Below are 23,728 nucleotides of genomic sequence, written 5' to 3'. Positions count from 1 at the left end.
GACATCAAAGTATGAGCACCAAAAGGAATGTTATTTTAGTAACAGATGGCGATGAACACACCAGGAGGTCTTTAGAGCAGGTTGCCAAGACGGTCGGCGGACGCTGTATTACACAGTCCAAGGGAAATCCATCCAAATTATCGGGGCCGGAGATTGTCAAACTTATTAAGAAGGCACCCCACGACCCGGTTCTTGTTATGTTTGATGACAGCGGCATTGTTGGAGAAGGCGCCGGGGAGAAGGCCTTGAAATATGTGGCGGAACACGAGGACATCAATGTTCTCGGCGTCGTTGCTGTTGCAGCCAAATCTAGGCACGAAGAATGGACAAGGGTAGATGTAAGTATTGATCGGGACGGGGAATTAACACCATATGGAGTAGATAAATATGGTATACCTGAACTGGAAATAGGGAGACTAAATGGAGATACCGTTTATTGCCTGGATCAATTAAATGTACCGCTTATTGTAGGAATAGGGGATATCGGCAAAATGGCGAGACACGATTCCTACAAGCTTGGTGCGCCGATAACAGAAAAAGCTGTTGAACTTATCCTTGAAAGGAGTGGATTTTATGACGACGACACAATCCAAAGTGGAACATTGGCCGATTCCTGAATCAGTGAATGAAGTGGAAAACTACATGAAGCATAGTGTCGGCTTAGGGATAAGCTTTGATTTGGGCGTCAGGAAATTAACAATCTTAAAGAAAGAAATCCAAATCTACTATGTAAATGGTTTATGCGATACGATGTACATTATTCAATTGATCAAAGAGCTGGTCGGCATCAATAATCGTGAAAAGCTTTCTACTGACCTTTTTAAGCTAATTGAAAATAGATTAGTAAACCAATCGGTAGAGCAAATTACCCAGCTTGATCAATTAGTGGATAAGGTTTTATCCGGTTTAATTGCGGTTGTCATTGACGGTGAAAGCACAGGGTTTGCGATTGATGTCAGGAGCTATCCTGGACGGTCGCCTCAGGAGCCCGATACGGAAAAGGTAGTGAGAGGCGCCCGTGATGGATTTGTTGAAAATATTATTTTAAATACAGCATTAACAAGACGGAGGATTCGTGACGAACGGCTCCGCTTTGAAATGATTAAGGTAGGCAGGCGCTCAAAAGCAGACATTGCTTTAGGCTATCTGGAGGATGTGGCCGACCCTGATTTACTAAATATTCTAAGACAAGAATTAAATGCGATTGATATTGACGGAATTCCTATGGCGGATAAAACTTTAGAGGAATTTATCGTAAAACAAGGATTTAATCCATTTCCAATTGTCAGATATACGGAGCGGGCAGATGTTGCTGCTGCACATATATTAGAGGGACATGTAATTATTTATTGTGACACTTCACCAAGTGTTATTATTACACCTACTACATATTTTCATCATGTCCAGCATGCCGAAGAATTTCGTGAATCACCTGCAATGGGAACCTTCGTCCGTTGGATGCGGTTTTTAGGAGTTTCATCATCCATTTTTTTACTGCCGTTTTGGCTATTAGTGGTCCTAGAACCATCCTTGTTGCCGGAAAAAATCGCCTTTATTGGCCCAAATGAGCAGACTAATATTCCGTTAATTGTTCAGCTGTTCTTGGCGGATTTTGGGTTAGAATTTTTGAAGCTTGCTGCCATTCATACACCAACACCGCTGTCAACAGCAATGGGCTTAATTGCAGCAGTATTAATCGGACAAATTGCCATTGATGTCGGCCTTTTTGTACCTGAAGTCATTCTTTATGTTGCGGTGGCAGGTATCGGGACCTTCACGACCCCAAGCTATGAATTAAGTGTTGCCAATAAAATCGCCAGAATGCTCTTGATGTTAGCGGTAGCATTTTTCCATGCACCAGGTTTCATTATAGGCTCAACCATCTTTATTATCTTTCTAATTCATATGCGGGCGCTCAACACCCCTTATTTATGGCCGTTTCTTCCTTTCGAACCCAAGGGATTCTTACAGATTGTTTTCCGTCGTGCGATCCCGGGTGCTGCGCTTAGACCAAGTATTGTCCATCCGAGAAACCGTTACCGTCAGCCTCCAAATGGGTAAGTTTTTTCAAAACAAATTGCAGAATGTGCATAATTATGCTAAAGTGTTTAATTAAATAAAGGATTAAAGAAATAAAAATAGGCAGTTTCTAATGCGGATTCTGTCTATTTGTTTATTATTTTTACACGTTGTCTACATAGACTGTAGTGAGTCGTTACGGAGAGAGGGAAGGGAATGTATTTTTACGGTACAACAGGTGTAAATAAGGATGGGCATCTGGAAATTGGCGGCGTCGACGCTGTCGAGCTCGCGAAAAACTTTGGAACCCCCTTGTATGTTTATGATGTTGCTTTAATCAGGGAACGAGCAAGGGGATTTAAACAAACCTTTGAACAACAAAATGTAAGGGCTCAGGTTGCATATGCCAGCAAGGCATTTTCGACTGTGGCAATGGTGCAGCTCGCGGAGGAAGAAGGTCTATCATTGGACGTTGTTTCCGGCGGTGAATTATATACAGCAATAACAGCTGGTTTCCCTCCAGAGAAGATTCACTTTCATGGAAATAATAAGAGCAGGGAAGAATTAGAAATGGCAGTGGACCAAAAAATCGGCTGCATTGTCGTTGATAATTTTTATGAAATGGAACTGTTAAAAGCAATCTGTTTGGAGAAACAGGTGAAGACAAATATTTTGCTGAGGGTCACTCCTGGCATCGAGGCTCATACCCACGATTATATTTTGACAGGTCAGGAAGATTCAAAATTTGGGTTTGACTTGCAGAACGGCCAAGCGGAAAATGCATTAACCGCCGCTCTTCCGTTTGAACATTTTAATGTGCTTGGGATCCATTGTCATATTGGTTCGCAAATCTTTGAAACAACCGGATTCATATTAGCAGCACAAAAAATAGTTGAAAAGCTGGCAGAATGGAAGGAACGTATTGGCTTTGAGTCTGAAGTTTTAAATCTTGGCGGAGGTTTTGGAATCCGCTATACAAAAGAGGACGAGCCGATTCCACCATCGCAATATGTCAGTGAAATCATTAAAGAGGTTAAAAAGTTGGCTGGCGAATATTCACTTAAAATGCCAGAAATTTGGATTGAACCAGGCCGCTCTCTTGTAGGAGATGCCGGGATTACTCTTTATCAGGTCGGAGCTTCCAAAGATGTTCCGGGTGTCCGGAAATATTTGGCGGTTGATGGCGGGATGAGCGATAATATCCGTCCGGCACTCTACCAGGCAAAATACGAGGCGGTCTTTGCCAACAGACCGTTGGCACAAGCATCAGAAACTGTTTCGATTGCCGGCAAATGCTGTGAATCAGGAGATATGCTGATTTGGGATTTGCCATTGCCGGAGCAAGAGGATGAGGATATTTTAGCCGTATTCTGTACTGGCGCTTACGGCTATTCCATGGCTAACAACTATAACCGAATTCCACGTCCGGCAGTAGTTTTTGTCGAAAATGGAAAAGCCACGCTCGTCGTGAAAAGAGAAACATATGAAGATCTTGTAAGATATGATTTACCATTAAAATAATAAAACTGCCGCTCACGAGCGGCAGTTTTTGTTATAGAGTAAACTATGAGAATAGGGCCTTAATGGTGTCAATAAGCCAAATGAAGAATTGTTTGACCTTCTCCAGGAATCCCTGCCCTTCTTCGGATTGCAGGAATTTGGAAATACGGTCTTTTGCTTTGTTGAGTTGGTCACTAACCTGATTCCAGTCAATGTTCAAGCTTTTCAATTTATTAAATAAGTCAATCAGCCTTTGAATCTGGTCCTCGGTAAGAGTTACATTCAGTTCTTTCGCCGCTTGCTCGATTATGGCCCGCAATTCCTGATCGTTTTTCGGCTGGTTCTTGGCAACTTCCTCTTTTATTTTTGCGATTAAGGCGGCAGCATTTTCTGCACCGATGGCATCACCAAGCTTTGCTGTTTCTACCATTTCCTGATTGGCCGCCTGCTTTACTTCCTCAGGGATAGTTTTATCGGCGGAAATCTCATACGCCTTAATAATCCCTGTCAGCGCTGCGGTACCCGAAACAGAGATGGGAGCAGTTATATAGATGTCAGCATCCTTCACGCCAGCCGTAATCAGAGCATTGACATACATTTCATCTGTAACCCAGTTAATGTTTTTAGTTTTAACTTTTATACCAGAACCGCTTGGCGCAATTGTAATCGCCGATGAAGAGATTGCCTTCGTTCCAATCAATGATTTTGAGACATATTTCCCTAAATATTGATGCTCTTCTTGATTGGATACGGTCACAATTTGAACATCCTTCGGCGCGCCCATTTCCTCCAACAATTGGTTTTTTTGCGTTTCTGTTAAATTCTCACCTAATGTTACAATCATATCTCCTTCAGCCATGTCTGCAAAACTGCGGACAGGAATGAGAAATAAGCAGACTGCCGTGAGGAGTAACAATAATTTTTTCATAATAGCCTCCTTGATTTTTAAAGCGCTTTTGACAATAATGAAGATGCTTCTTTAATAATATAACCGATTCCATTATTATATAACGATAAAAACAAATTAGAAGTTTCATAGGTTCAAATTATTCACGAAAATTTGACTGATTTAGGAGAAATGGATTATTTTTGTATTTTGGTGTAGAATGTAGGACAGGTAAGTAAGTTAATGGGGGATTTGTATGAATAGAAACAACTGGGCCTTATTTGGCATTCTTATTGCGATATCAATTATTTGGGGAATTATCTATTGGATGTTCATTGCGCCGGGCAAGTAGAGATTTTCCATTGAAGAATGATGACGAATTCGGTATGATTGTGGTTAGTGAACATAAGGATTTTCAAATACATATACTGCATATAGAAAATCATTAAACCAGTTTGAAAAATACACTATTGTTAAACCAAACCATTGGTTTATTGAAAATAATGAGGGATACGTATGTTAATTCGCTATAAGAAAACATTCGAAAAAATTGCGATGGGGTTAATGTCTTTTATGCCAACTGAAAAAGATCTCAAGAAACTCCAGCAAACCATGAAGGAATACGAAACAGAAGAGAATCACAAGCTGTTCCTTTGGAAGGAAGAAGATATTATTGGACTGATTGGGGCGATTTATCATCAGGATACCAATACTTTAGAAATTCAACATGTTTCTGTTAATCCCTCACACCGCTTCCAAGGAGTAGGCAAAAGAATGGTTAAAGCTTTAAAGGAAATGTATCCGGATAAAAATATTACTTCGAATGCGAACACAGCTTCTTTTATTGAGAAATGTGATGTTTGCTAAATATAGGAAAAGGCAGCGGCCTCATGCCCCGCTGCCTTTTTTTAATATCGCGTTGTTTCTTTCTGCAATGACACTTGACCGGTCCCGCAATTTGTGGCGATGGACGAGCTCTAGATCCGACAAATCACTTTCCCTTTGCCAGTCAAAACCTTTTTCATCACACAATTTCATACACGCTTGAAGCAATTCAGGATCGCTTATGGGCAGATTCATACTTTTATATTCTTCGCGATTTTGCAAACGTATTAACTGTTCTTTTATGGTCTGAAGGAAAAGTCGGTCATCTAAACCCAGATCCGGTAGTAAGGAAGATTGGTCAGAAATGATTGTAATCGCCTTTTCCAATGTTCTCTGTGCACCGTTAAAATTCTTGCGGCGATGGTGGTAAGCCGATACCGCCAATAATATAAACCCTACCCAAATAGACTCTTTGTTGCCGGGGTCAGACCCTTTCCAAAAGTCTTCGAGGATTTCATGGCACTCAAAATAATCCCTGTCGCCATGAAAATGACTTAAAAATTCGATATATTCTTTTGGGTACAAGCATTTCCCCTCCAGTTTCTTTATATATGTACAGTTTAACATATTCGGCAATTGAAGGTCATGACCTGGCTGCAAAACAATAGACCCGTTAAAAACGGGTCCTTTAGTTAGTAAAATCATTTTATTACCAAACCCAGGAAGCACCGATGATAATTAATAAAATGAACAGTACGACGATTAACGCAAAGCCGCCGCCGAATCCGAAGCCTGCTGCTCCATCAGCCATAATTATTACCTCCCGTCAATTTTTCTCTTTCCATGTCATCATATGTGAGGAATTTGTCCATTGTTATGGGCGGGTTACCAGTATTTACGGAAGGGCAGAGGATTCGGTTGATTTTTCTATTGGATAACCATCCTGAATCCTCTATACTATTAATAGTCGTTTGTATAATATGATTTTAGAATTTTGGTGAGATGAATGCCTTATCAGGTGAAAATTGATGCATTTGAAGGGCCGCTTGATTTGCTGCTCCATTTAATAAACAGGCTTGAAATTGATATTTATGATATTCCCGTGGCACAGATAACGGAACAATATCTAATCTATATTCATACCATGAAGGAATTAAAATTGGATGTTGCCAGTGAATATTTGGTAATGGCGGCAACACTGCTGGCGATTAAAAGCAAAATGCTTCTTCCTAAGCATGAGGAAGAGTTTGAAGATGTTGATCCCCTCGAGACAGCCTACGAGGAAGACCCGAGGGACGAACTGGTTGAGCGATTGATAGAATACCGAAAGTACAAGGAAGCTGCTCACGATTTAAAAACGATGGAAGAAGAGCGAGCCCTTATGTACACCAAACCGCCAAGTGATTTATCCGACTTTACGAAGGAAGTACAGCCTGGGAAAAAAGATATGAATGTTTCCCTTTACGATATGCTAGCTGCGTTCCAAAAACTAATGAGAAGAAAGAAACTGCAGCGGCCAATGGCGACGAAAATTACCCGGCAGGAAATTTCTATTGAGACAAGAATGACACAGATCATGGAAGAATTAAAGCATCTTAAGGGCAGGAGAAATTTTACTGAATTATTTCCTTTTCCTGCAAAGGACCATATCGTTGTTACTTTTCTAGCTATTTTAGAACTGATGAAAAGAAAGGAAGTTAACGTCCATCAACAAGAAAACTTTGGGGACATTTTAATTGAAGCAGTAATAGAAGGAGCAGATGTTGGTGGATATCATTAATTGGACAAGTATATTGGAAAGCCTGTTGTTCGCCGCAGGAGACGAAGGGCTTTCCCTTAAACAAATCGCCGAGGTCCTAGAAGTGGATGTACTTCTTGCAAATGAGATAATTGAGAATTTAAAACAAGAGTATGAATCTAATGAAAATCGCGGAATTATGATGGTTCAACTGGCCGGGACGTTTCAGCTTGCCACAAAGAAAGACAACGCCGACTACTTAAAAAAGCTTGTTGATTCTCCACATACCTCGACATTGTCACAGGCTGCTTTGGAGACTTTGGCAATTATTGCGTATAAACAGCCAATCACCCGGGCTGAAATTGAGGAAATCCGTGGTGTCAAAACGGAACGGCCGTTAAACACGCTTATGGCAAAGGCCTTGATCAAAGAAGTCGGTCGTGCCGAGGGGACAGGACGCGCTATTTTGTATGGTACTACCAAAGAGTTTCTTGATTATTTTGGCTTGAAGAACTTGAATGAACTACCGCCTCTTCCTGAAAAAGTGGAGGATGAATTTGTTCAGGAGGAAGCCGATTTATTTTTTGAAAAATTTCAAGAAACATTGAACTCTTAATATCCGCGCAGAGAATATGTGATAAAATAAAAATATCCATATTTTTTTTACGCAACAATGGTTTAAGCATATTTACAAGGAGCGGGATTTAAGTTGCTGATTAAAGAATGTAAAGGGTATGAATTAGAAAAAGAAAAATCCAATACTTCAGAGGATTTCTTTAACAGAAGTGAGATAACATTTATGGAAGATGGGACTGAAAAAACATTGCATGTTTTGTATGTCCGTTATTTTGATACTACTTTTCAAGAATTTACTCCATTTAAGCAAGATCCCATTTTTGCCCAAGATGGACTTGAGGTGAGCTTGAAAGATATTGTTGCCCTTGTTTGTTTGTTGAAAAATCCAGGCTTACGCGGTCGCAAACGGCTTTATATTAATTCCAAGCAAGAATTTGCTTCTTATTTTCAAGGTATCAATTTTGAAAAATTGCCGGAAATCTTTTCAAGCCTAAAGCAACAAAACGGCTATCAGTTGCGTTCACCGCTAGAGTTTATCTTGCAACCTAATTAAACACAGGAGGGGTTAAGATGGGGAATTCCTTAGTTCATTCACAATTATACGATGTCAAAAATTTCCTTGCAAAGACCATTACAGCGATTGGGGATTTTTTAAATGAAACAACAATTTCACAATTGCAATTAGAAAATGATGAAGACGTTAACTATCATAAATTAATCTTTTCAACGTTAAGAAAGCTTGCTGTGTACAGCGAGGAGGGTTTCGAAGCATGTACGGTTATTTTGCAGGGAGATCCGTTTCAAAAAGCTGCAGCCGAGAAAACCTTGTATAAGATTTATCATCAATGCATCGAGGAATTCTTCTCACCAAAAAATGATGCCTGGTTTGAAAACAGCCGTTCTGCTTATACCGGGAAAAATTCCATCAAATTTTACCGGACTACAGCTGAGCAAATCCAGCAATTGATTAAAAGCTTGGAAGGTGAGTTTCAGCGCATAAGAGAAGAACTGGAATATTATGAAACAGATTATCGCACGAAGATGATTCAATCCAAATAATTATTATTTTAAGGCTGTCCTTGCAAAGGTCAGCCTTTTCTCTTGTTCTTACCAACCTTTTTTCCTCATACCTTTTAGGGAGACTCGTGCAGCGGAAAGGAAGGCGAGAAAATGAGCCGGTTTAGCGGTTATGTAAATGAATTATTTAAATGGAATGAGCAGATGCGGCAGTTCCTGCAGTCTGAACGGGTCAGCCAAAACTCTGAATTATGGGATGAACTTGATGAATTTACGGATATGATTGAAGGTTCAAGGAAAGAGCTTTCCAATGAAGAACTGATCGGTCTTCAGGCAAGAGCTGAACAAATCCATGGTAAATTGGAAAATTATTTTAGCCAAAAACGTGACCAGGAGATAGGGACCATTTGGGCAATTGAAAAACAAATCCCGCCGGGTGGCCATAAACTACCCGAGCTGCCCTATCCTTATAACGCGTTAGAGCCATATATCTCTGAGGAAATCTTGCGGCTTCACCATGATAAGCACCACCGTGCATATGTTGAGGGCTTAAACAAGGCAGAGTTAAACCTAAAATCAGCAAGAGAAAGAAACGATTTTTCCCTCGTCAAGCATTGGTCAAGGGAGCTGGCATTCCACGGGTCCGGTCATTATCTTCATTCGATATTTTGGAAAAACATGAGTCCAAATGGCGGAGGAAACCCGTACGGATTAGTGCAAAAGGAAATCACCAATTATTTCGGAACCATCACGGCCTTTAAGAATCATTTCACCGAGGCCGCCAAACAGGTCGAAGGGTCAGGCTGGGCGTTATTGGTTTGGTCGCCAAGAGCACACCATTTGGAAATTTTACAAACGGAACGGCACATGCTGCTGACACAGTGGGATACCATCCCACTGCTCGTCCTCGACGTATGGGAGCATGCCTATTATCTTCAATATCAAAACAACCGGACTGAGTACATTAGTAACTGGTGGAATGTCGTAAACTGGCACGATGTAGAAATGAGATTTGAAAAAACAGTGGACACGAAATGGTCTCCCCTATGACAAGGAAGCGGCGCGCCGCTTTCTTTTTTGTCTAGCTCCAGCGCCTAGGGGCTCGCAGGTCTACAGCCAATCCGTCAAGAAGGCCAAAAAGCAGCCTTCTCGCCGGCTTGTCTTATGCCTGTCGCCCCTGTTCAAGGCGCTTCCGCTTTTCTTTTTGTCATATCACACTTTGTCCTGCATAAAATTTACTAAATAACGAGGAGGACGAGGTATATCTAATGAGAATTATTTTAAAAATAGCCTGTTTTTGCCTCATAGTCTCACTATTTGCCGCTAATCATCCTCAGAGAGCCGAGGCTTCCTTTGATGTTAGTGCTGCTAGTGCAGTTCTAATTGAGCAAAATTCCGGCCGCATTCTTTATGAAAAGGATGCTTTTACGAAAAGACGAATCGCCAGCATTACGAAAATTATGACGGCGATTCTAGCAATCGAATCTGGAAAACTAGATCAATATGTAAAGGTAAGTGAACAAGCAGTCCGTGCAGAGGGCTCATCTGTATACTTAAAGCCGGGTGAAAAAATAAAACTTGAGGATTTAGTCTATGGATTAATGCTGCGGTCCGGAAATGATACAGCTGTTGCAATCGCCGAATATGTCGGTGGAAGTGTCGATGGCTTTGCTTTTTTAATGAACCAAAAGGCAAAGGAAATCGGCATGTTAAACACACATTTTGCAAATCCGCATGGCTTGGATGACCATGAAAACCATTATTCAACCGCCTATGATATGGCCATTTTGACACGTTACGCGATGCATAACAAAATCTATCAAAAAATTTCCGGTACAAAGGTGCATCGCGCTCCTAATCCAACCGAAAGCTGGGACAGGGTATGGAAGAACAAAAATCGGTTATTAACAAAATATAAATATACAACCGGAGGTAAGACAGGCTATACAAAACGGGCCAAGCGGACGCTGGTAACGACAGCGGCAAAAGGTGATATGAGTTTAATCGCGGTCACCTTGAACGACCCAAATGATTGGGATGATCATATTTCCATGTATGAATACGGATTTAAAGATTACGATATGGCAGAAGTTTTAACAAAAGGAAAAATTGATATCAAAAGTCCGAAATATTTTCAAAACCATTTGTTCTTAAAGAAATCAATTGTTTACCCGGCAACCAGCCAAGAGATGGACTTATTCAGCATTAAGTATAAGTTAAACAAGCCTGATAAAAAATGGGATGATGAAAATAAACAAGAGAGAGTAGTCGGAAAAGCTATTGTTTATTTGGATGGAAGGGCCGTAAAGGAATCACCTATTTACTATCAAAGCTTGCCGAAAAAAGAGAAGGGTCTGTTTGAAAGTGTTAAAAAAATATTTTTTTCACTAATAGGTGTGAACGCGCATGGTTAATTATATCTGGGTTGGAATGACTGTCATTGGGATTGTGTTTGCTCTGTTTAATGGGACCATTGAGGATGTAAACAGGGCGGTATTTGATGGGGCGAAAGAAGCGGTCACGTTATGTATCGGCCTGATCAGCGTGCTTGTCTTTTGGCTTGGAATGATGCGGATTGCGGAGGAATCAGGACTTCTTGAAAAACTGGCTAAATTATTTCGCCCGCTTGTAAAGATATTGTTTCCAGAAGTACCCGTCCAACATCCAGCGATGGGATATATGCTGTCGAATATGATTTCCAACATGTTTGGCCTTGGGAATGCCGCGACTCCGCTTGGCATCAAAGCAATGGAGGAGCTAAAAAAGTTAAACGGCGGAAAAAACTCGGCTTCAAGGTCCATGGTCACATTTTTGGCGATTAATACGGCTAGCATTACCATTATCCCGACAACCGTCATAGCTATCAGAATGACATATCATTCAACATCCCCTACCGAAATTGTTGTTCCAACCATTATTGCCACCATCCTTTCGGCGATAGGGGCCGTTCTCATCGACCGTTACTTCTATTATCGCAGAAGCCGAAAAGGATGATCATTTATGGAATTTATTTCATTAATATCTTTGACATTTATACCGTTATTAATAGGCTTTATCCTGATTTATGGCACCATTAAACAGGTGCCGACTTACGAAAGCTTTGTCGAGGGCGGTAAGGAAGGGATAAAAATCGCTGTTTCGATTATCCCGTTTTTAGTCGGAATGCTGGTGGCTATCTCCATTTTTCGGGCATCAGGTGCACTAGATGCCATCATGGATTGGTTTCGTCCATTTATGAAGATGATTGGAGTTCCAGCAGAAATCGTTCCGTTATTATTGATTCGTCCCATTTCCGGTACAGCAGCCTTGGGTATGACCAGTGACTTAATCGCTGTGTACGGACCAGATTCCTTCATTGGCAGACTAGCGTCCGTATTGCAGGGGAGCACCGACACGACCTTCTATGTTTTAACTGTTTATTTCGGTGCAGTCGGCATCAAAAAAATGGGCGATGCCTTAAAAGTAGGGCTCTTGGCAGACGTAGTCGGTATCATCGTATCCATCATCGTCGTCGCCTTCATTTTCGGAACAAAATAACAAAAAGCAGGTCTTGTATAACGTTTCTTAGGCTGTTGAAAAACTTTCGATAGCCTTTTTATTTTTTTTCATTAATCAACGCTTTATAAATATAAAGGCAAAACAATAGGTCTGTTGATTGGCGCTCCAGGCGCTTCGCTTTCCGCGGGCGTGCCGGGGAGCCTCCTCGGCGCTGAAGCGCCTGCGGGGTCTCCCCAGCCCCGTACTCCCGCAGGAGTCTTCGCGCCTTCCACGCCAATCAACAGGTGTATTCAATATAGAACTTACACTCACAATAAATAATAAAAATAAGTTGTAATTTCAATGTTTAAGCCAAAAGAGTTTAGCCAAAGAAATATGAATTTATTATAGACAACCACTTTTCTCAACTTGATTAATATATACACGTGCTTTTCTTACTGCAGTCTGTCAAAATATGAAAAAGATTGCTTCACACTTTTCAAGGATGGAAAATGTGTGTTGCAATACTTAGATTGATTTGCCACCCTGTTGATTGGAGCGGAGGGCACTCGACTCCTGCGGGATATAGAGGTCACTGGAGACCCCGCAGGCGCCCTAGCGCCGAGGAGGCTCCAGGACCTCCCCGCGGAAAGCGAGTGCCCGGAGCGGAAATCAACAGGCCCAATAGCATGGACAATCAAAAAAATAACCCAGAAAAAACAAAAAGCAGGTTCTTTACAGAGCCTGTTTTTTTGTATTTAATGAGCACTGCCGCTTAGACTTTGAAAAGTGGAGAATTTGTGTCATAATTCAGTAGGATAGAACAAATGCATTTTTAAAATAAGAATTATTACTATAGCAAAATTATATTTGTTCCCTATACTATGGATTGATTTTTTGAGGTGAAAGAATGGAAAGATTGCAGAAAGTAATTGCCCGCGCCGGAATTGCATCTAGAAGGAAAGCGGAAGATTTGATCAAAGAGGGCAGGGTAAAAGTAAACGGAAAAGTCGTCACCGAGCTTGGTGTAAAGGTTTCCCCCTCCGATAAAGTAGAGGTAAATGAAATACCGCTTGAGAAAGAGGTGCCTGTTTACTTCCTATTATATAAACCAAGAGGGGTTATTTCGAGTGTCAGCGATGAAAAAGGCCGAAAGGTAGTAACGGATTTCTTTCCGGCTATAAAAGAAAGAATCTTCCCTGTGGGGCGCCTGGATTACGATACTTCTGGGTTATTGCTGCTTACTAACGATGGCGAATTTGCCAATTTACTAATGCATCCAAAGAACGAAATCGAAAAGGTTTATGTCGCTAAAGTAAAAGGCATTCCTTTAAGGGAAAATCTTAAAAAGCTTGAAAAGGGAATCCGTTTAGAGGATGGAAAAACAGCGCCGGCGAAAGTGAAGCTGCTGTCAACTGATAAGAAAAAACAAACCTCTATCGTTGAGATTATTATTCACGAAGGCAAAAACCGTCAGGTAAGGAGAATGTTCGAAGCAATTGGCCATGAAGTTTTGAAGTTAAAGAGGGAACGTTATGGATTTTTAACCTTAACAGGGTTAAAGGCTGGAGAAGCTAGGGAACTAACTACCCATGAGATGAAGCAGATAAGGGCACTTGCTTTGGATGTATCGAAGCGGCGAAAAAATTCATAGAATCGTCACAATTAGATTCTGTGGTAAACACTGTGGGGACATTGATAAATGATATAATTTAGACTAACTGTGCTCTGTAGCAAATGGAGGAGATTCAAATGAAAAAACGGCGATTGGTGATGAGAACGATTATTCTGCTGATTCTCGGTGCTGCCGTTGCTTATAGCCTATATGCCAATTTGACAAAGGACACGAAACAAAAGGTAGCCGTAGGGGAAAAAGCTCCTGATTTTGTGTTAACGGATATGGACGGGAATAAACATCGTTTGTCCGATTACCGCGGTCAGGGAGTTTTCTTAAACTTTTGGGGAACATGGTGTCCTCCTTGCAAGAAAGAGATGCCTTATATCAATAACCAATACCAACAATATAAAGACAAAGGGGTTCAGGTTTTATCAGTTGATATCCAGGAATCTGAGTTGCAAGTAAGGCAATTTGCTGAGCATTATAAGCTGGATTTTCCGATTATGATCGATACCGATAAAGAAGTCATGACGGCCTATGGTATTAACCCGCTGCCAGCAACATTTTTAATCGATAAAAACGGGGAAGTTGTGAAATATCATACCGGCGAAATGACGGAAAAAATGGTAAGGGAGTTTATGGAGAAAATTAAACCTTAAGGGTTGTTGGGAGTTTTTTTTAATGAACGATGTAAAATGTGAATGCGGGCATGTGAATCCGCACGGCACGGTGTTATGTGAGGCCTGCGGAAAGGTGCTGGATGAAACAGACAACAGGAAAGAACTTCTTGATATGCGCTATGAAGGCAGTGCTCGCCGCTCGCAAACCTATAACAAAACTATCATTGATAAAATATGGAACTTCTTTTCCTCTGTAAAGGTCGGCGTCTGGCTGATTATTATCACGCTGATAGCTTCTATTCTGGGCACGATTTTGCCACAGGAAATGTACATTAATCTGCCGCCGGATGTGTATTACGAGCAGGAATACGGCTGGTTTGGAAAGTTGTACTACCAGCTGGGCTTCCATGATTTGTATGGGTCATGGTGGTATTTATTATTAATCGCCATGATTGGCATTTCCCTTGTTATTTGCAGCCTTGACAGGGTAGTTCCTTTGTATAAGGCATTAAAAGCACAAAGGGTCACAAGACATGAGGGATTTCTCAAGCGCCAGCGGGTGTTTGGTGCCAACTCCGAGGCTGAGCAAACCGACCTTGAAACGGTGAAAAAACATTTACAGGCAAAACGCTACCATGTCCGTGAAGAAAATGGTGATATTCTTGCAGAGAAAAATCGTTTTTCCCGTTGGGGTCCATATGTAAACCATATCGGTCTAATAATTTTCTTATTTGGCGGAATGCTGCGCTTTATCCCTGGTTTTTATGTAAATGAGGACCTTTGGGTACGTGAAGGGGAAACAGCATTAGTTCCGGAAACGAATGAACAATATTATATTAAAAATAATCAATTTATATTAGAACATTACGATAAAAACAATAAGACTTTCGAAAAGGCACTTAACCGGGCAGGCGAGGTTGTGAAGAACTATCAATCAAACGTCGTTCTGTATCAGCGGGAGGGAGAGAAAATCCCAGGGGAAAAGCCAAAGTTAAAGAAGTTAGAGGAATATAAGATTAGAGTAAATCAGCCACTATCCTTCAATGGTTACTCTGTCTTTCAATCTTCCTTTAAAACTGAGTTTAAAGCGATGACATTTGCTCTCACTAATAAGAGCACAAATCAAGCCTTTGGCGAGGTGAAGGTTGACTTAACTAACCCGCAGGAGAAGTACGATTTAGGTAATGGGTATTCAGTGGAACTTCTAAACTATTTCCCAGATTTCGAATTTGACGATAACGGGGAACCATCAACAAAATCTCGGGTACCAAATAACCCGGCCTTCATTTTCCGGATGAATACACCGGACAAGCCAAAAGGGGAAACAAGCTTTGTAGCCATCAGACAGACTATTGAACCGTTTGGTAATAATACCTATAAACTGGCCTTCAAGGGAATTGAAACAAAAAATGTTTCCGGATTTATTGTTAGAAAGGATTCCTCTTTATGGGTGTTCATTATTGGTGGAATCATTTTCATGATTGGGGTTATTCAAGGTGCCTACTGGAACCACCGTCGTATTTGGGTACAGCGCAAAAACGGTCAGGTCTGGATTGCCGCCCATACAAACAAGAATTGGTACGGCTTGAAACGGGAGCTTGAAGCTATTTTAGCAGGCACCAAATTGACGATGCCGGATGATCAGCTTCAAAGGGACAAAGAGGTTAAGGAGGTAGTATAGTTGGCAGCATTAAGCAGTAATCTATTGTTTGTCGCTTTTATCCTATATTTAATAGCGACGCTGTTTTTCGGCGGTTCGATTAAAGAGAAAAAAGGTTTGTCTGAAAAGAAAGAAACGAATAAGTGGGGGAAAATTGCTGTATTTCTAACCATCGTGGGCTTCGTCTCCCAGCTTGGCTATTTTATTACCAGATGGATTGCGGCCGGACATGCACCGGTCAGTAATATGTTTGAGTTTACGACATTCTTTGGAATGGCCCTTGTCGGCGCGTTTATCGTGATTTATTTTATATACCGCACGACGCTGCTTGGTCTGTTTACAATGCCTGTAGCCATCCTGGTCATCGCGTATGCTAGTATGTTCCCAAGGGATATTACTCCATTAATACCGGCCCTGCAAAGCTATTGGCTGCATATTCACGTTACCACTGCTGCAATCGGGGAAGCCATTTTGGCAATAAGCTTTGCGGCAGGTCTTATCTATTTAGTAAAAGCCATTGATCAAACCAAATCCAGTAAACGAACCTTTTGGCTCGAAGCGGTTATGTTTTCTTTAGTTACAGTTTTGGGCTTTGTGGCCGTTTCTTCAATCTTCTCCGGTATGGGGTACCACGAGAAATTTAATTGGGTTGATAAGCATGATAACGAGGCAGTTGTCGAATATACGATGCCTGCCATTGCAGGACCTCACGAAGGGGAACTGTTGACAAAGGATGGCTTTAAACCATTCGTTGAGATGCCAGCTATTGTTAATGCCAAAAAACTAAATACGGTCATTTGGTCATTGATCGGTGGAATTATCCTTTATGGACTTATTAGGCTGATTATTAGAAAGCGAATTTCTGCCGCTCTTAAACCGCTGGTTAAAAATATAAATCTTGATTTTGTTGATGAGATTAGCTATCGTTCCGTATTAATTGGATTCCCTGTTTTTACACTGGGAGCACTGATCTTTGCGATGATTTGGGCACAAATGGCTTGGTCCCGTTTCTGGGGTTGGGACCCTAAGGAAGTATGGGCATTAATAACCTGGTTATTTTATGCCGCCTTCATGCATCTTCGTCTGTCAAAGGGCTGGCATGGAGAGAAGTCCGCTTGGCTTGCCGTAATCGGCTTTGTTATCATCATGTTTAACCTTGTCGCCGTCAACCTCATCATAGCTGGACTCCATTCTTACGCAGGATCTTAACGGCCAAAATTTAGCCTTCACTTCATTAAGTGAGGGCCTTTTTCAAATAATAGTAATAGAATTCATTGTCCTTTATTTACATTGTCAAATTATTGACACTTTTTATCGGATTTATTAGCTTTCAACATATAGCAAAAATGGAGACCATTTTGTAAAATAAACAACATGGGGGGATTAATAATGGATCAGGACGTTAAAATCTTAGTTGTAGATGATGAAGAAAGAATTCGCAGATTATTAAAAATGTATTTAGAGCGCGAAGATTTTATAATTGATGAAGCAGAGGATGGTAATCAAGCATTAGCGAAAGCATTGGCTAACGATTATGATGTCATTCTTTTGGATTTAATGATGCCTGGCAAGGATGGCATTGAGGTTTGCCGCGAATTAAGGGAGAAAAAGGCGACTCCTGTTATCATGTTAACGGCAAAGGGTGAAGAGGTGAACCGGGTTCAGGGCTTTGAAGTCGGTACGGATGACTATATCGTTAAACCATTCAGCCCGCGTGAGGTTGTACTAAGGGTAAAAGCACTGTTAAGACGATCATCACAAACTACCTTCCTGCAAACGGAGACAACAACCAAGGATGTCATTGTATTTCCTCATTTAACAATAGATAATGATGCCCACCGGGTATCTGCTGATGGTAAAGAGGTTAGCTTAACGCCTAAAGAATATGAGCTGTTATATTTTCTTGCCAAAGCACCGGACAAAGTATTTGACCGTGAGCAGCTGTTAAAGGAAGTATGGCATTATGAGTTTTTCGGAGACCTAAGGACAGTTGATACGCATGTAAAACGTCTTCGCGAAAAACTAAATAAAGTTTCGGAACAAGCTGCTAGAATGATTGTTACCGTTTGGGGAGTAGGTTACAAATTTGAGGTAGTAAATGAATGACCTTCTTAAGAAGTGTAGTCGGTAAGCTTTGGTTTACCATCATTTTATTAGTTTCATTTGTCCTATTTATTTTAACAGTGATGCTTCTTGAGTTTTTTCAAAACTATAATATTAATGAAACAAAGAATGATTTAACCCATACAGCCGAAAAAATTGCCACTGTGTTGGAGGAGCATCCAGCAGATAAATGGCCGCTCGGTTTGGAAATCTCGTGGGAAATCATTGATGATGTCACCAAAGTAGTCATTATAAAAGGGGATGAAGTTTATTATTCTCCAAACACAAAGGGAGGAAATAAATTAACGATTGATGATATTCGGAACGATCCCGAGTTATCAAATGTTTTACACAAAAATAAACGGGTCGAGAAAATCTCCGATCTTTCATCCGAAAAAAATAGAGCTGGCACTGCCGCCAATTATTCAATCATCGGAGTGCCGCTTAAACTCTCTGGAAATCAAAATGGGGCAGTGTTCATTTACCAATCTTTAAGGGTCATGCAGGAAACATCCCGGTCAGCAACCAAATTTATTTTGCTTGTGGCTGGTGTTGCCATTATTCTTACAACCATTTTCGCATTCTTTTTGTCCACAAGAATAACCGCCCCGTTAAGGAAAATGCGGGAAGCTGCATTTGAGGTGGCAAGAGGGAAATTTGACACAAAGGTCCCTATTTTGACCCATGATGAAATAGGTGAACTGGCTACTGCTTTTAATCAAATGGGCCGGCAATTAAAGTTTAACATGAACGCGCTCAATCAGGAAAAAGAGCAGTTGGCAAGCATTCTCAGCAGTATGGCTGATGGGGTTATTACCTTCAACCGGGATGGAACGATTTTAATTACGAATCCACCGGCAGACCGCTTTCTTCAATATTGGTATTATGAAAAAGGGTTTATTTCCGGATTGGAGGCCATTCCCTCCCAAGTCATGAATCTTTTTCAAAAAGCAGTTGATACAGAAAAAGAGCAGATTGGGGAAATCTCCCTGCAAGGCCGCCATTGGGTCATATTGGTCAGTCCGCTTTACAGTAATCGCTTTATTCGCGGGGCAGTTGCGGTCTTAAGGGATATGACTGAGGAACGGCAATTGGAGAAAATGAGAAGAGACTTCATTGCCAATGTTTCACATGAACTAAGGACGCCAATTTCTATGCTTCAGGGCTACAGCGAAGCGATTGTTGACGATATTGCCGAAACCCAGGAAGAGAAAAAAGAAATGGCAAAGGTCATTTATGATGAATCGCTAAGAATGGGCCGTCTTGTCAATGAATTGCTGGATTTGGCAAGAATGGAAGCAGGTCATATTCAATTAACAATGGAAGAGGTCAATCTCTCTGCCTTTATCAAACGGATTATTCATAAATTCCAAGGGTTAGCCAAAGATAATGGAATTCAATTGCTGGTTGAAATCGACAACGACATACCAACCTTTACAATGGACCCTGATCGAATTGAACAGGTTCTAACGAATTTGATTGATAATGCGATCAGACATACGCCGAAAGATGGTTCTGTGACCTTAAAAGTTACTTCCGAGGACAAAGGAATCAGAATGGATGTTGTGGACTTAGGAACAGGGATTCCTGAGGAAGATTTACCGTTTGTTTTTGAACGGTTTTATAAAGCTGATAAGGCACGAACCCGCGGCAGGTCAGGAACAGGTCTTGGACTGGCTATTGCCAAAAATATCATTGATGCCCATCGTGGACATATTTCCGTTCAAAGTAAAGTTGGGCAGGGAACGACATTTTCCTTCATACTCCCACGAAAATCGTAAAATGACCATGGATTTTGCCGATTTCTATTGATTCACAAGGAACAATTTCGGAGGCTGTCAATTTGCGGCAGCCTCTTTTATTATGTGTGCCAGGCATGACAACTATCTAGGTGGTGAAAGTCCACTGTGGGGGTACACATCGACCAACCACTAAGGAAACGCAAGGCGCTTACCGTGAGGTAGGGGCTGGAGGAAGCGTGGAATAAAATCTTGGCTCGACGAACAGAAATCTGATACCAAGGCTTTATAAAAGGATAAGGCTCCATATCAAGTCAAAGTCCAAAAGATGTGCGTAACTTTATAGAGTAAATCAGGCGAGTAAAAGAGGAAAGATAGTTGTCTTACCCTGGGAGGTCTTGCGGATGTACAGAAATACAGTCGAAAAAGGTTAGCCGCAAGAAGTCAGCAGAAGCCATAGTAATGAATGAAAATTCATGAAGGGCTGAACAATTTATAGTGTTTCAACACCACGAATGCGTGAGTGACGTACTCCGAATGTGTTAATGGCGAAAGTATGAGCGTATCTCAAAGGATAACCAAAAGGGAGCTATCACTTACTACGTGAGAGGGAAGGAGAAACGAGTGTGGAACTTTTAGAACAGATTCTAAGTAATAAAAATATGAATGAAGCCTACTTACGTGTCTATAAAAATAAAGGTGCAAGTGGGGTCGATGGAGTAACGGTCGATGAATTAAAGCAATATCTGAAAGAGAATAAGGATGAGCTGCGTCAGCGTATCAGAACAAGAAAATACCAACCACAAGCTGCCTTAAGAGTGGAAATCCCAAAAGAAAATGGAAAGATGCGCAAATTGGGAATACCAACAGTAGTGGATAGAGTAGTTCAGCAAGCCATTCATCAAGTTCTCAGTCCGATATTTGAAGAGCAGTTCAGTGAATTCAGTTACGGCTTTAGACCAAAAAGAAGTTGTGAAATGGCGATTATAAAAAGCTTGGAAATTCTGAATGATGGACACGATTGGGTAGTAGACATTGACCTTGAAAGATTCTTCGATACAGTCCACCACGATAAACTTATGCGAATCATATCTAACACAATAAATGATAGAGACGTCATATCACTAATAAGAAAATACCTTGTCAGTGGGGTTATGGTGAATGGGAAATATGAAGAAACACCAATTGGGACTCCGCAAGGAGGCAACCTCAGTCCGCTCTTAAGTAATATTATGTTAAATGAATTCGATAAGGAATTAGAAAGTAGAGGACTACGATTCGTGAGATATGCGGATGATGCCCTCATCTTTATGAAGAGTGAAAAAGCAGCGAACAGAGTGATGAAATCAATCGTGAAATTTATAGAAGAAAAATTAGGGTTGATAGTCAATGTCGAAAAGAGTAAAATCTCTCGCCCAAAAGAATTGAAATTCTTAGGATTTGGGTATTACTACGATTTCACAAACAAGAGATACCAAGCGAAACCTCACCCAACTTCAGTACAGAAATTTCAAAGGAAGCTTCGACAACTGACAAAGCGAAACTGGAGTGTTCCGCTAGACTACCGAATATTGAAACTGAAACAAGTCATGTTCGGGTGGGTAAATTACTTTAGAATCGCAAATATGAAAAAATTAACAAGTCGAATTGATAAGAAACTACGCTCAAGAATAAGAGTAATCATCTGGAAACAATGGAAAGTATCGGCAAAACAAATCAAGTCGCTAATTCAACTAGGAATACCCGAAGAAGAAGCGAAAGGATTAACGTTCTGCCGGAAAGGATACCGGTATATCGGGTTATCAAAAGTTGTCCAAAGAGCAATCTCAAACAAAAGACTAAAGCAGAGGGGAGTACCCTCTGCTCTAGAACGTTACCTAAAAGTACACACTGTAATATAAATTGAAACGCCGTATACGCGAACCGTACGTACGGTGTTGTGAGAGGGGCGAAAATAGTCAACCTATTTTCCCTCTACTCGATTTCCACTAAATACCTTCCTTTTCATCCCAAAAAAGTCTATATTTAAGAAAGTGTAACCTTTTATACATAAACATCGACTAATATTTTGAACGGGGAGGGGAAAAAAGTTGGACTCCGTTTTCGATGAACTTTATCAAAAATATCACCATGATGTATTTCAATTTCTTTTTTATATGGTTAGAAACAGAGAGCAGGCGGAGGATCTTGTTCAAGAGGTTTATATTAGAGTGTTTAAGTCTTATAATCGCTTTGAGGGAAAAAGCAGCGAAAAAACCTGGCTTTTTTCGATTGCGAGAAATGTTGCGATTGATTATTTCCGAAAGCAAAAGGGCTGGAAGGAAAGAATCCTTGAGAAATTTGATTGGTCCTCAAATCAGGTAAAGGACGACCATCCTATCCCTGAGGAAATGGCTGTTCAAAGAGAAGAAATTAAATGGGTATATAAATGCTTGGAATATTGTACCGTGGACCAAAAGGCCGTCGTTATATTACGATTTATTCACGATTTGTCAATAGTGGAGACAGCAGAGGCTCTAGGGTGGACAGAAAGTAAAGTCAAAACGACCCAGCATCGCTCGTTGAAAGTTTTGAAGAAGCACATGGAAACATTTTACCGAAGGGAGGAGGGAAATATTGAGAAAGTCAGAGTGGAGCGATGAAGAGCTCGTAGAATTGTTAAAACAAATGCCTAAAATAAAAGACTATCGCCATCCTCGTGACATTTACCAAAACCTTTCACGTAAAAAACGGAAAACTGTTTCCTGGATCCTGCCGGGTATTGCCGCTGCAGCGGCACTATTTTTATTTTTTATTTTGGCTCCTAAGTTTATGGATACGAATCACTATTCAATCAACAATGCCAAACAAGAGTCAACAAAAGAAGCGAAAATTGCCAAAGATAATAGCGATGCGAGCGGTATGGCCAATCAGGAATCACAGGCGGATAAATACTCAACATTAAAGAAAGCCGAAGGGCAAAACGATTATGCTGGGAAAACAGCTGTTTATGATGATGAAATAAAAGGCGGCGTCGTGTTGACCTATTGGGTGCCCGATAATCAAGCTCAAAATCTGGTACCAGTATCAACTATAGTCAAAAATACCGAAGGAAAAGACTGGCTTACCTTATATAATGAACATATGGCAAACCTAAACGAATCGGAATGGGGCCTAAGTGAATTTTATCCGCTCCAGGCAACATTGCATTATGATAATGCTAATGAAACTGTTATTGTCGATGTACCTTCAGACCATCCATACCGCCAAGGGACTGCAACGGAACAAATTTTTCTCGGTGCATTAAAAAATGATATTTCTTCCAATAGCAGCGTCAAAACGATTAAGTTCACCACAAATGGCGAACCTGGAATCGAACTAAGCAATGACTTTTATGAAAAATTGACCATCACTGATGTGAAAAAACATGCTTACCTCTTTTACTATTCTAATGGCAGTGATGTTCCGTTCTTGGTGCCAACACTCGAATCATATAAGGATATTAAGGCTGCAATCGATGCGATGAAGTCAGGGATAGAGGAATATCAATTACAAAGATCTTTGTTGCCGAATTTGGCAATTCAGGATGTATCAGCAAATGATAACACGTTAACTATCACTTTTGCGAAAGATGCCAGTTTAGAAGATGAACGGTTGGCCGTCTGGTCGATGGAGGCCATCCTTTTAACAGCAAAAGAATTCGGATTTGAAAAAGTGGTTGTGAGCAATCCTCCAGCAGCAAATATTGGCCCGTTTGATTTAACAAAAGAAATCAAGGTGCCAGCTGCCCCAAATCTTCGGACAATCGAGAAATGATAAAAAAATCAACCAAAAAACGGTTGATTTTTTTATGCATAAAATAGCAATAGACTCCAAATTATAACAAATATGGTCAGGCCGTCCGATGCCACACCATATGTTCTAAACGCGAGTATAAGAACATATGGTGTGGTATGGACAAGATGTAAGGA

General features: G+C 40.8%; 24 protein-coding genes. 21 read left to right on the top strand and 3 right to left on the bottom strand.

The window, feature by feature from the left end; genetic code table 11:
- Positions 1–11 precede the first annotated feature (11 nt).
- The 3 genes from spoVAEA (at position 12) to lysA (ending at position 3,540) form a co-directional block, all read left to right on the top strand.
- Positions 12–617, top strand: a complete 606-nt coding sequence (gene spoVAEA, locus QNN06_RS23005; protein ID WP_217033578.1) for a stage V sporulation protein SpoVABEA — start codon at positions 12–14, stop codon at positions 615–617.
- Positions 574–2,061, top strand: coding sequence for a spore germination protein (locus QNN06_RS23000; RefSeq protein ID WP_217033576.1), 1,488 nt, complete (start codon positions 574–576; stop codon positions 2,059–2,061). Before spoVAEA ends, QNN06_RS23000 begins: the two co-directional genes overlap by 44 nt.
- A 174-nt stretch (positions 2,062–2,235) precedes the next feature.
- Positions 2,236–3,540: a diaminopimelate decarboxylase gene (gene lysA, locus QNN06_RS22995; RefSeq protein WP_217033575.1), complete on the top strand. Its 1,305-nt coding sequence runs from the start codon at positions 2,236–2,238 to the stop codon at positions 3,538–3,540.
- Between the two features lie 43 nt (positions 3,541–3,583).
- On the opposite strand, the gene QNN06_RS22990 is transcribed toward lysA, so the two are convergent.
- On the bottom strand, positions 3,584–4,450 hold the full coding sequence (locus QNN06_RS22990; RefSeq protein WP_284037972.1) for a DUF1002 domain-containing protein: 867 nt from the start codon (positions 4,448–4,450) through the stop codon (positions 3,584–3,586).
- A gap of 471 nt (positions 4,451–4,921) precedes the next feature.
- Here QNN06_RS22990 and QNN06_RS22985 point away from each other — a divergent pair, with 471 nt between their 5' ends.
- Positions 4,922–5,272: a GNAT family N-acetyltransferase gene (locus tag QNN06_RS22985; RefSeq protein ID WP_213120308.1), complete on the top strand. Its 351-nt coding sequence runs from the start codon at positions 4,922–4,924 to the stop codon at positions 5,270–5,272.
- A gap of 21 nt (positions 5,273–5,293) precedes the next feature.
- Here the strand turns inward: QNN06_RS22985 and QNN06_RS22980 are convergent, their stop codons facing one another.
- Positions 5,294–5,815: a DUF309 domain-containing protein gene (locus QNN06_RS22980; protein WP_284036001.1), complete on the bottom strand. Its 522-nt coding sequence runs from the start codon at positions 5,813–5,815 to the stop codon at positions 5,294–5,296.
- A gap of 124 nt (positions 5,816–5,939) precedes the next feature.
- Positions 5,940–6,041: a YjcZ family sporulation protein gene (locus tag QNN06_RS22975; RefSeq protein ID WP_213120310.1), complete on the bottom strand. Its 102-nt coding sequence runs from the start codon at positions 6,039–6,041 to the stop codon at positions 5,940–5,942.
- Positions 6,042–6,236: 195 nt separating this feature from the next.
- On the opposite strand from QNN06_RS22975, the gene QNN06_RS22970 reads away from it, so the two are divergent.
- From QNN06_RS22970 to QNN06_RS22890, 17 genes are all read left to right on the top strand, one after another.
- A complete protein-coding gene (locus QNN06_RS22970; RefSeq protein ID WP_213120311.1) occupies positions 6,237–7,010 on the top strand; it encodes a segregation/condensation protein A in 774 nt (257 codons plus the stop codon).
- Complete coding sequence (gene scpB / locus QNN06_RS22965) at positions 6,997–7,584, top strand: SMC-Scp complex subunit ScpB (RefSeq protein ID WP_284036000.1); 588 nt, start codon at positions 6,997–6,999, stop codon at positions 7,582–7,584. Before QNN06_RS22970 ends, scpB begins: the two co-directional genes overlap by 14 nt.
- Positions 7,585–7,677: 93 nt before the next feature.
- The gene (locus QNN06_RS22960; RefSeq protein WP_213120313.1) at positions 7,678–8,097 is read left to right on the top strand and encodes a hypothetical protein; all 420 of its coding nucleotides are present in this window, start codon (positions 7,678–7,680) and stop codon (positions 8,095–8,097) included.
- A 17-nt stretch (positions 8,098–8,114) separates the two neighbouring features.
- On the top strand, positions 8,115–8,603 hold the full coding sequence (locus QNN06_RS22955; protein WP_213120314.1) for a YpuI family protein: 489 nt from the start codon (positions 8,115–8,117) through the stop codon (positions 8,601–8,603).
- 111 nt (positions 8,604–8,714) lie between these two features.
- A complete protein-coding gene (locus QNN06_RS22950) occupies positions 8,715–9,611 on the top strand; it encodes a superoxide dismutase (protein WP_217033571.1) in 897 nt (298 codons plus the stop codon).
- 218 nt (positions 9,612–9,829) lie between these two features.
- Positions 9,830–10,975: a D-alanyl-D-alanine carboxypeptidase family protein gene (locus QNN06_RS22945; RefSeq protein ID WP_213120316.1), complete on the top strand. Its 1,146-nt coding sequence runs from the start codon at positions 9,830–9,832 to the stop codon at positions 10,973–10,975.
- A complete protein-coding gene (locus tag QNN06_RS22940; protein ID WP_213120317.1) occupies positions 10,968–11,555 on the top strand; it encodes a nucleoside recognition domain-containing protein in 588 nt (195 codons plus the stop codon). The genes QNN06_RS22945 and QNN06_RS22940 overlap by 8 nt, the downstream gene beginning before the upstream one ends.
- A 6-nt stretch (positions 11,556–11,561) precedes the next feature.
- Entirely contained in the window at positions 11,562–12,098 is a 537-nt protein-coding gene (locus tag QNN06_RS22935; RefSeq protein ID WP_213120318.1) for a spore maturation protein, read from the top strand.
- An 850-nt stretch (positions 12,099–12,948) separates the two neighbouring features.
- Positions 12,949–13,692, top strand: a complete 744-nt coding sequence (gene rluB, locus QNN06_RS22930) for a 23S rRNA pseudouridine(2605) synthase RluB (RefSeq protein ID WP_213120319.1) — start codon at positions 12,949–12,951, stop codon at positions 13,690–13,692.
- 98 nt (positions 13,693–13,790) lie between these two features.
- Positions 13,791–14,315, top strand: a complete 525-nt coding sequence (gene resA, locus QNN06_RS22925) for a thiol-disulfide oxidoreductase ResA (RefSeq protein WP_213120320.1) — start codon at positions 13,791–13,793, stop codon at positions 14,313–14,315.
- A 22-nt stretch (positions 14,316–14,337) separates the two neighbouring features.
- On the top strand, positions 14,338–15,957 hold the full coding sequence (resB, locus tag QNN06_RS22920) for a cytochrome c biogenesis protein ResB (protein ID WP_213120321.1): 1,620 nt from the start codon (positions 14,338–14,340) through the stop codon (positions 15,955–15,957).
- Entirely contained in the window at positions 15,958–17,145 is a 1,188-nt protein-coding gene (ccsB, locus tag QNN06_RS22915; RefSeq protein WP_213120322.1) for a c-type cytochrome biogenesis protein CcsB, read from the top strand.
- A gap of 180 nt (positions 17,146–17,325) precedes the next feature.
- On the top strand, positions 17,326–18,042 hold the full coding sequence (locus QNN06_RS22910; RefSeq protein ID WP_213120323.1) for a response regulator transcription factor: 717 nt from the start codon (positions 17,326–17,328) through the stop codon (positions 18,040–18,042).
- A complete protein-coding gene (locus QNN06_RS22905) occupies positions 18,039–19,820 on the top strand; it encodes an ATP-binding protein (RefSeq protein WP_213120324.1) in 1,782 nt (593 codons plus the stop codon). Before QNN06_RS22910 ends, QNN06_RS22905 begins: the two co-directional genes overlap by 4 nt.
- A 584-nt stretch (positions 19,821–20,404) precedes the next feature.
- Complete coding sequence (gene ltrA, locus QNN06_RS22900) at positions 20,405–21,679, top strand: group II intron reverse transcriptase/maturase (RefSeq protein WP_284035999.1); 1,275 nt, start codon at positions 20,405–20,407, stop codon at positions 21,677–21,679.
- Positions 21,680–21,868: 189 nt separating this feature from the next.
- Complete coding sequence (gene sigX, locus QNN06_RS22895) at positions 21,869–22,420, top strand: RNA polymerase sigma factor SigX (protein WP_213120325.1); 552 nt, start codon at positions 21,869–21,871, stop codon at positions 22,418–22,420.
- Positions 22,395–23,573 carry a negative regulator of sigma-X activity gene (locus tag QNN06_RS22890; protein WP_284035998.1) on the top strand — a complete coding sequence of 393 codons (1,179 nt, stop codon included), beginning with the start codon at positions 22,395–22,397 and terminating at the stop codon, positions 23,571–23,573. Before sigX ends, QNN06_RS22890 begins: the two co-directional genes overlap by 26 nt.
- Positions 23,574–23,728 lie beyond the last annotated feature (155 nt).

Origin of the sequence: Neobacillus sp. 114 (assembly GCF_030127045.1) — a bacterium.
In the GTDB taxonomy this organism is placed as follows: Bacteria; Bacillota; Bacilli; order Bacillales; family Cytobacillaceae; genus Neobacillus; species Neobacillus rhizophilus.
The sequence above is the reverse complement of the archived record's forward strand: the minus strand, read 5'-3'. Positions and strand labels throughout refer to the sequence as shown.

Bases quoted from the DNA above. Each gene is read 5' to 3' on its own strand.
- QNN06_RS22945 (WP_213120316.1), top strand. From the start codon at position 9,830: ATGAGAATTATTTTAAAAATAGCCTGTTTTTGCCTCATAGTCTCACTA.
- resB (WP_213120321.1), top strand. From the start codon at position 14,338: ATGAACGATGTAAAATGTGAATGCGGGCATGTGAATCCGCACGGCACG.
- QNN06_RS22955 (WP_213120314.1), top strand. From the start codon at position 8,115: ATGGGGAATTCCTTAGTTCATTCACAATTATACGATGTCAAAAATTTC.
- QNN06_RS22970 (WP_213120311.1), top strand. From the start codon at position 6,237: ATGCCTTATCAGGTGAAAATTGATGCATTTGAAGGGCCGCTTGATTTG.
- QNN06_RS22905 (WP_213120324.1), top strand. From the start codon at position 18,039: ATGACCTTCTTAAGAAGTGTAGTCGGTAAGCTTTGGTTTACCATCATT.
- rluB (WP_213120319.1), top strand. From the start codon at position 12,949: ATGGAAAGATTGCAGAAAGTAATTGCCCGCGCCGGAATTGCATCTAGA.
- QNN06_RS22975 (WP_213120310.1), bottom strand. From the start codon at position 6,041: ATGGCTGATGGAGCAGCAGGCTTCGGATTCGGCGGCGGCTTTGCGTTA.
- QNN06_RS22985 (WP_213120308.1), top strand. From the start codon at position 4,922: ATGTTAATTCGCTATAAGAAAACATTCGAAAAAATTGCGATGGGGTTA.
- spoVAEA (WP_217033578.1), top strand. From the start codon at position 12: ATGAGCACCAAAAGGAATGTTATTTTAGTAACAGATGGCGATGAACAC.
- QNN06_RS22940 (WP_213120317.1), top strand. From the start codon at position 10,968: ATGGTTAATTATATCTGGGTTGGAATGACTGTCATTGGGATTGTGTTT.
- resA (WP_213120320.1), top strand. From the start codon at position 13,791: ATGAAAAAACGGCGATTGGTGATGAGAACGATTATTCTGCTGATTCTC.
- QNN06_RS22910 (WP_213120323.1), top strand. From the start codon at position 17,326: ATGGATCAGGACGTTAAAATCTTAGTTGTAGATGATGAAGAAAGAATT.
- QNN06_RS23000 (WP_217033576.1), top strand. From the start codon at position 574: ATGACGACGACACAATCCAAAGTGGAACATTGGCCGATTCCTGAATCA.
- QNN06_RS22935 (WP_213120318.1), top strand. From the start codon at position 11,562: ATGGAATTTATTTCATTAATATCTTTGACATTTATACCGTTATTAATA.
- lysA (WP_217033575.1), top strand. From the start codon at position 2,236: ATGTATTTTTACGGTACAACAGGTGTAAATAAGGATGGGCATCTGGAA.
- QNN06_RS22950 (WP_217033571.1), top strand. From the start codon at position 8,715: ATGAGCCGGTTTAGCGGTTATGTAAATGAATTATTTAAATGGAATGAG.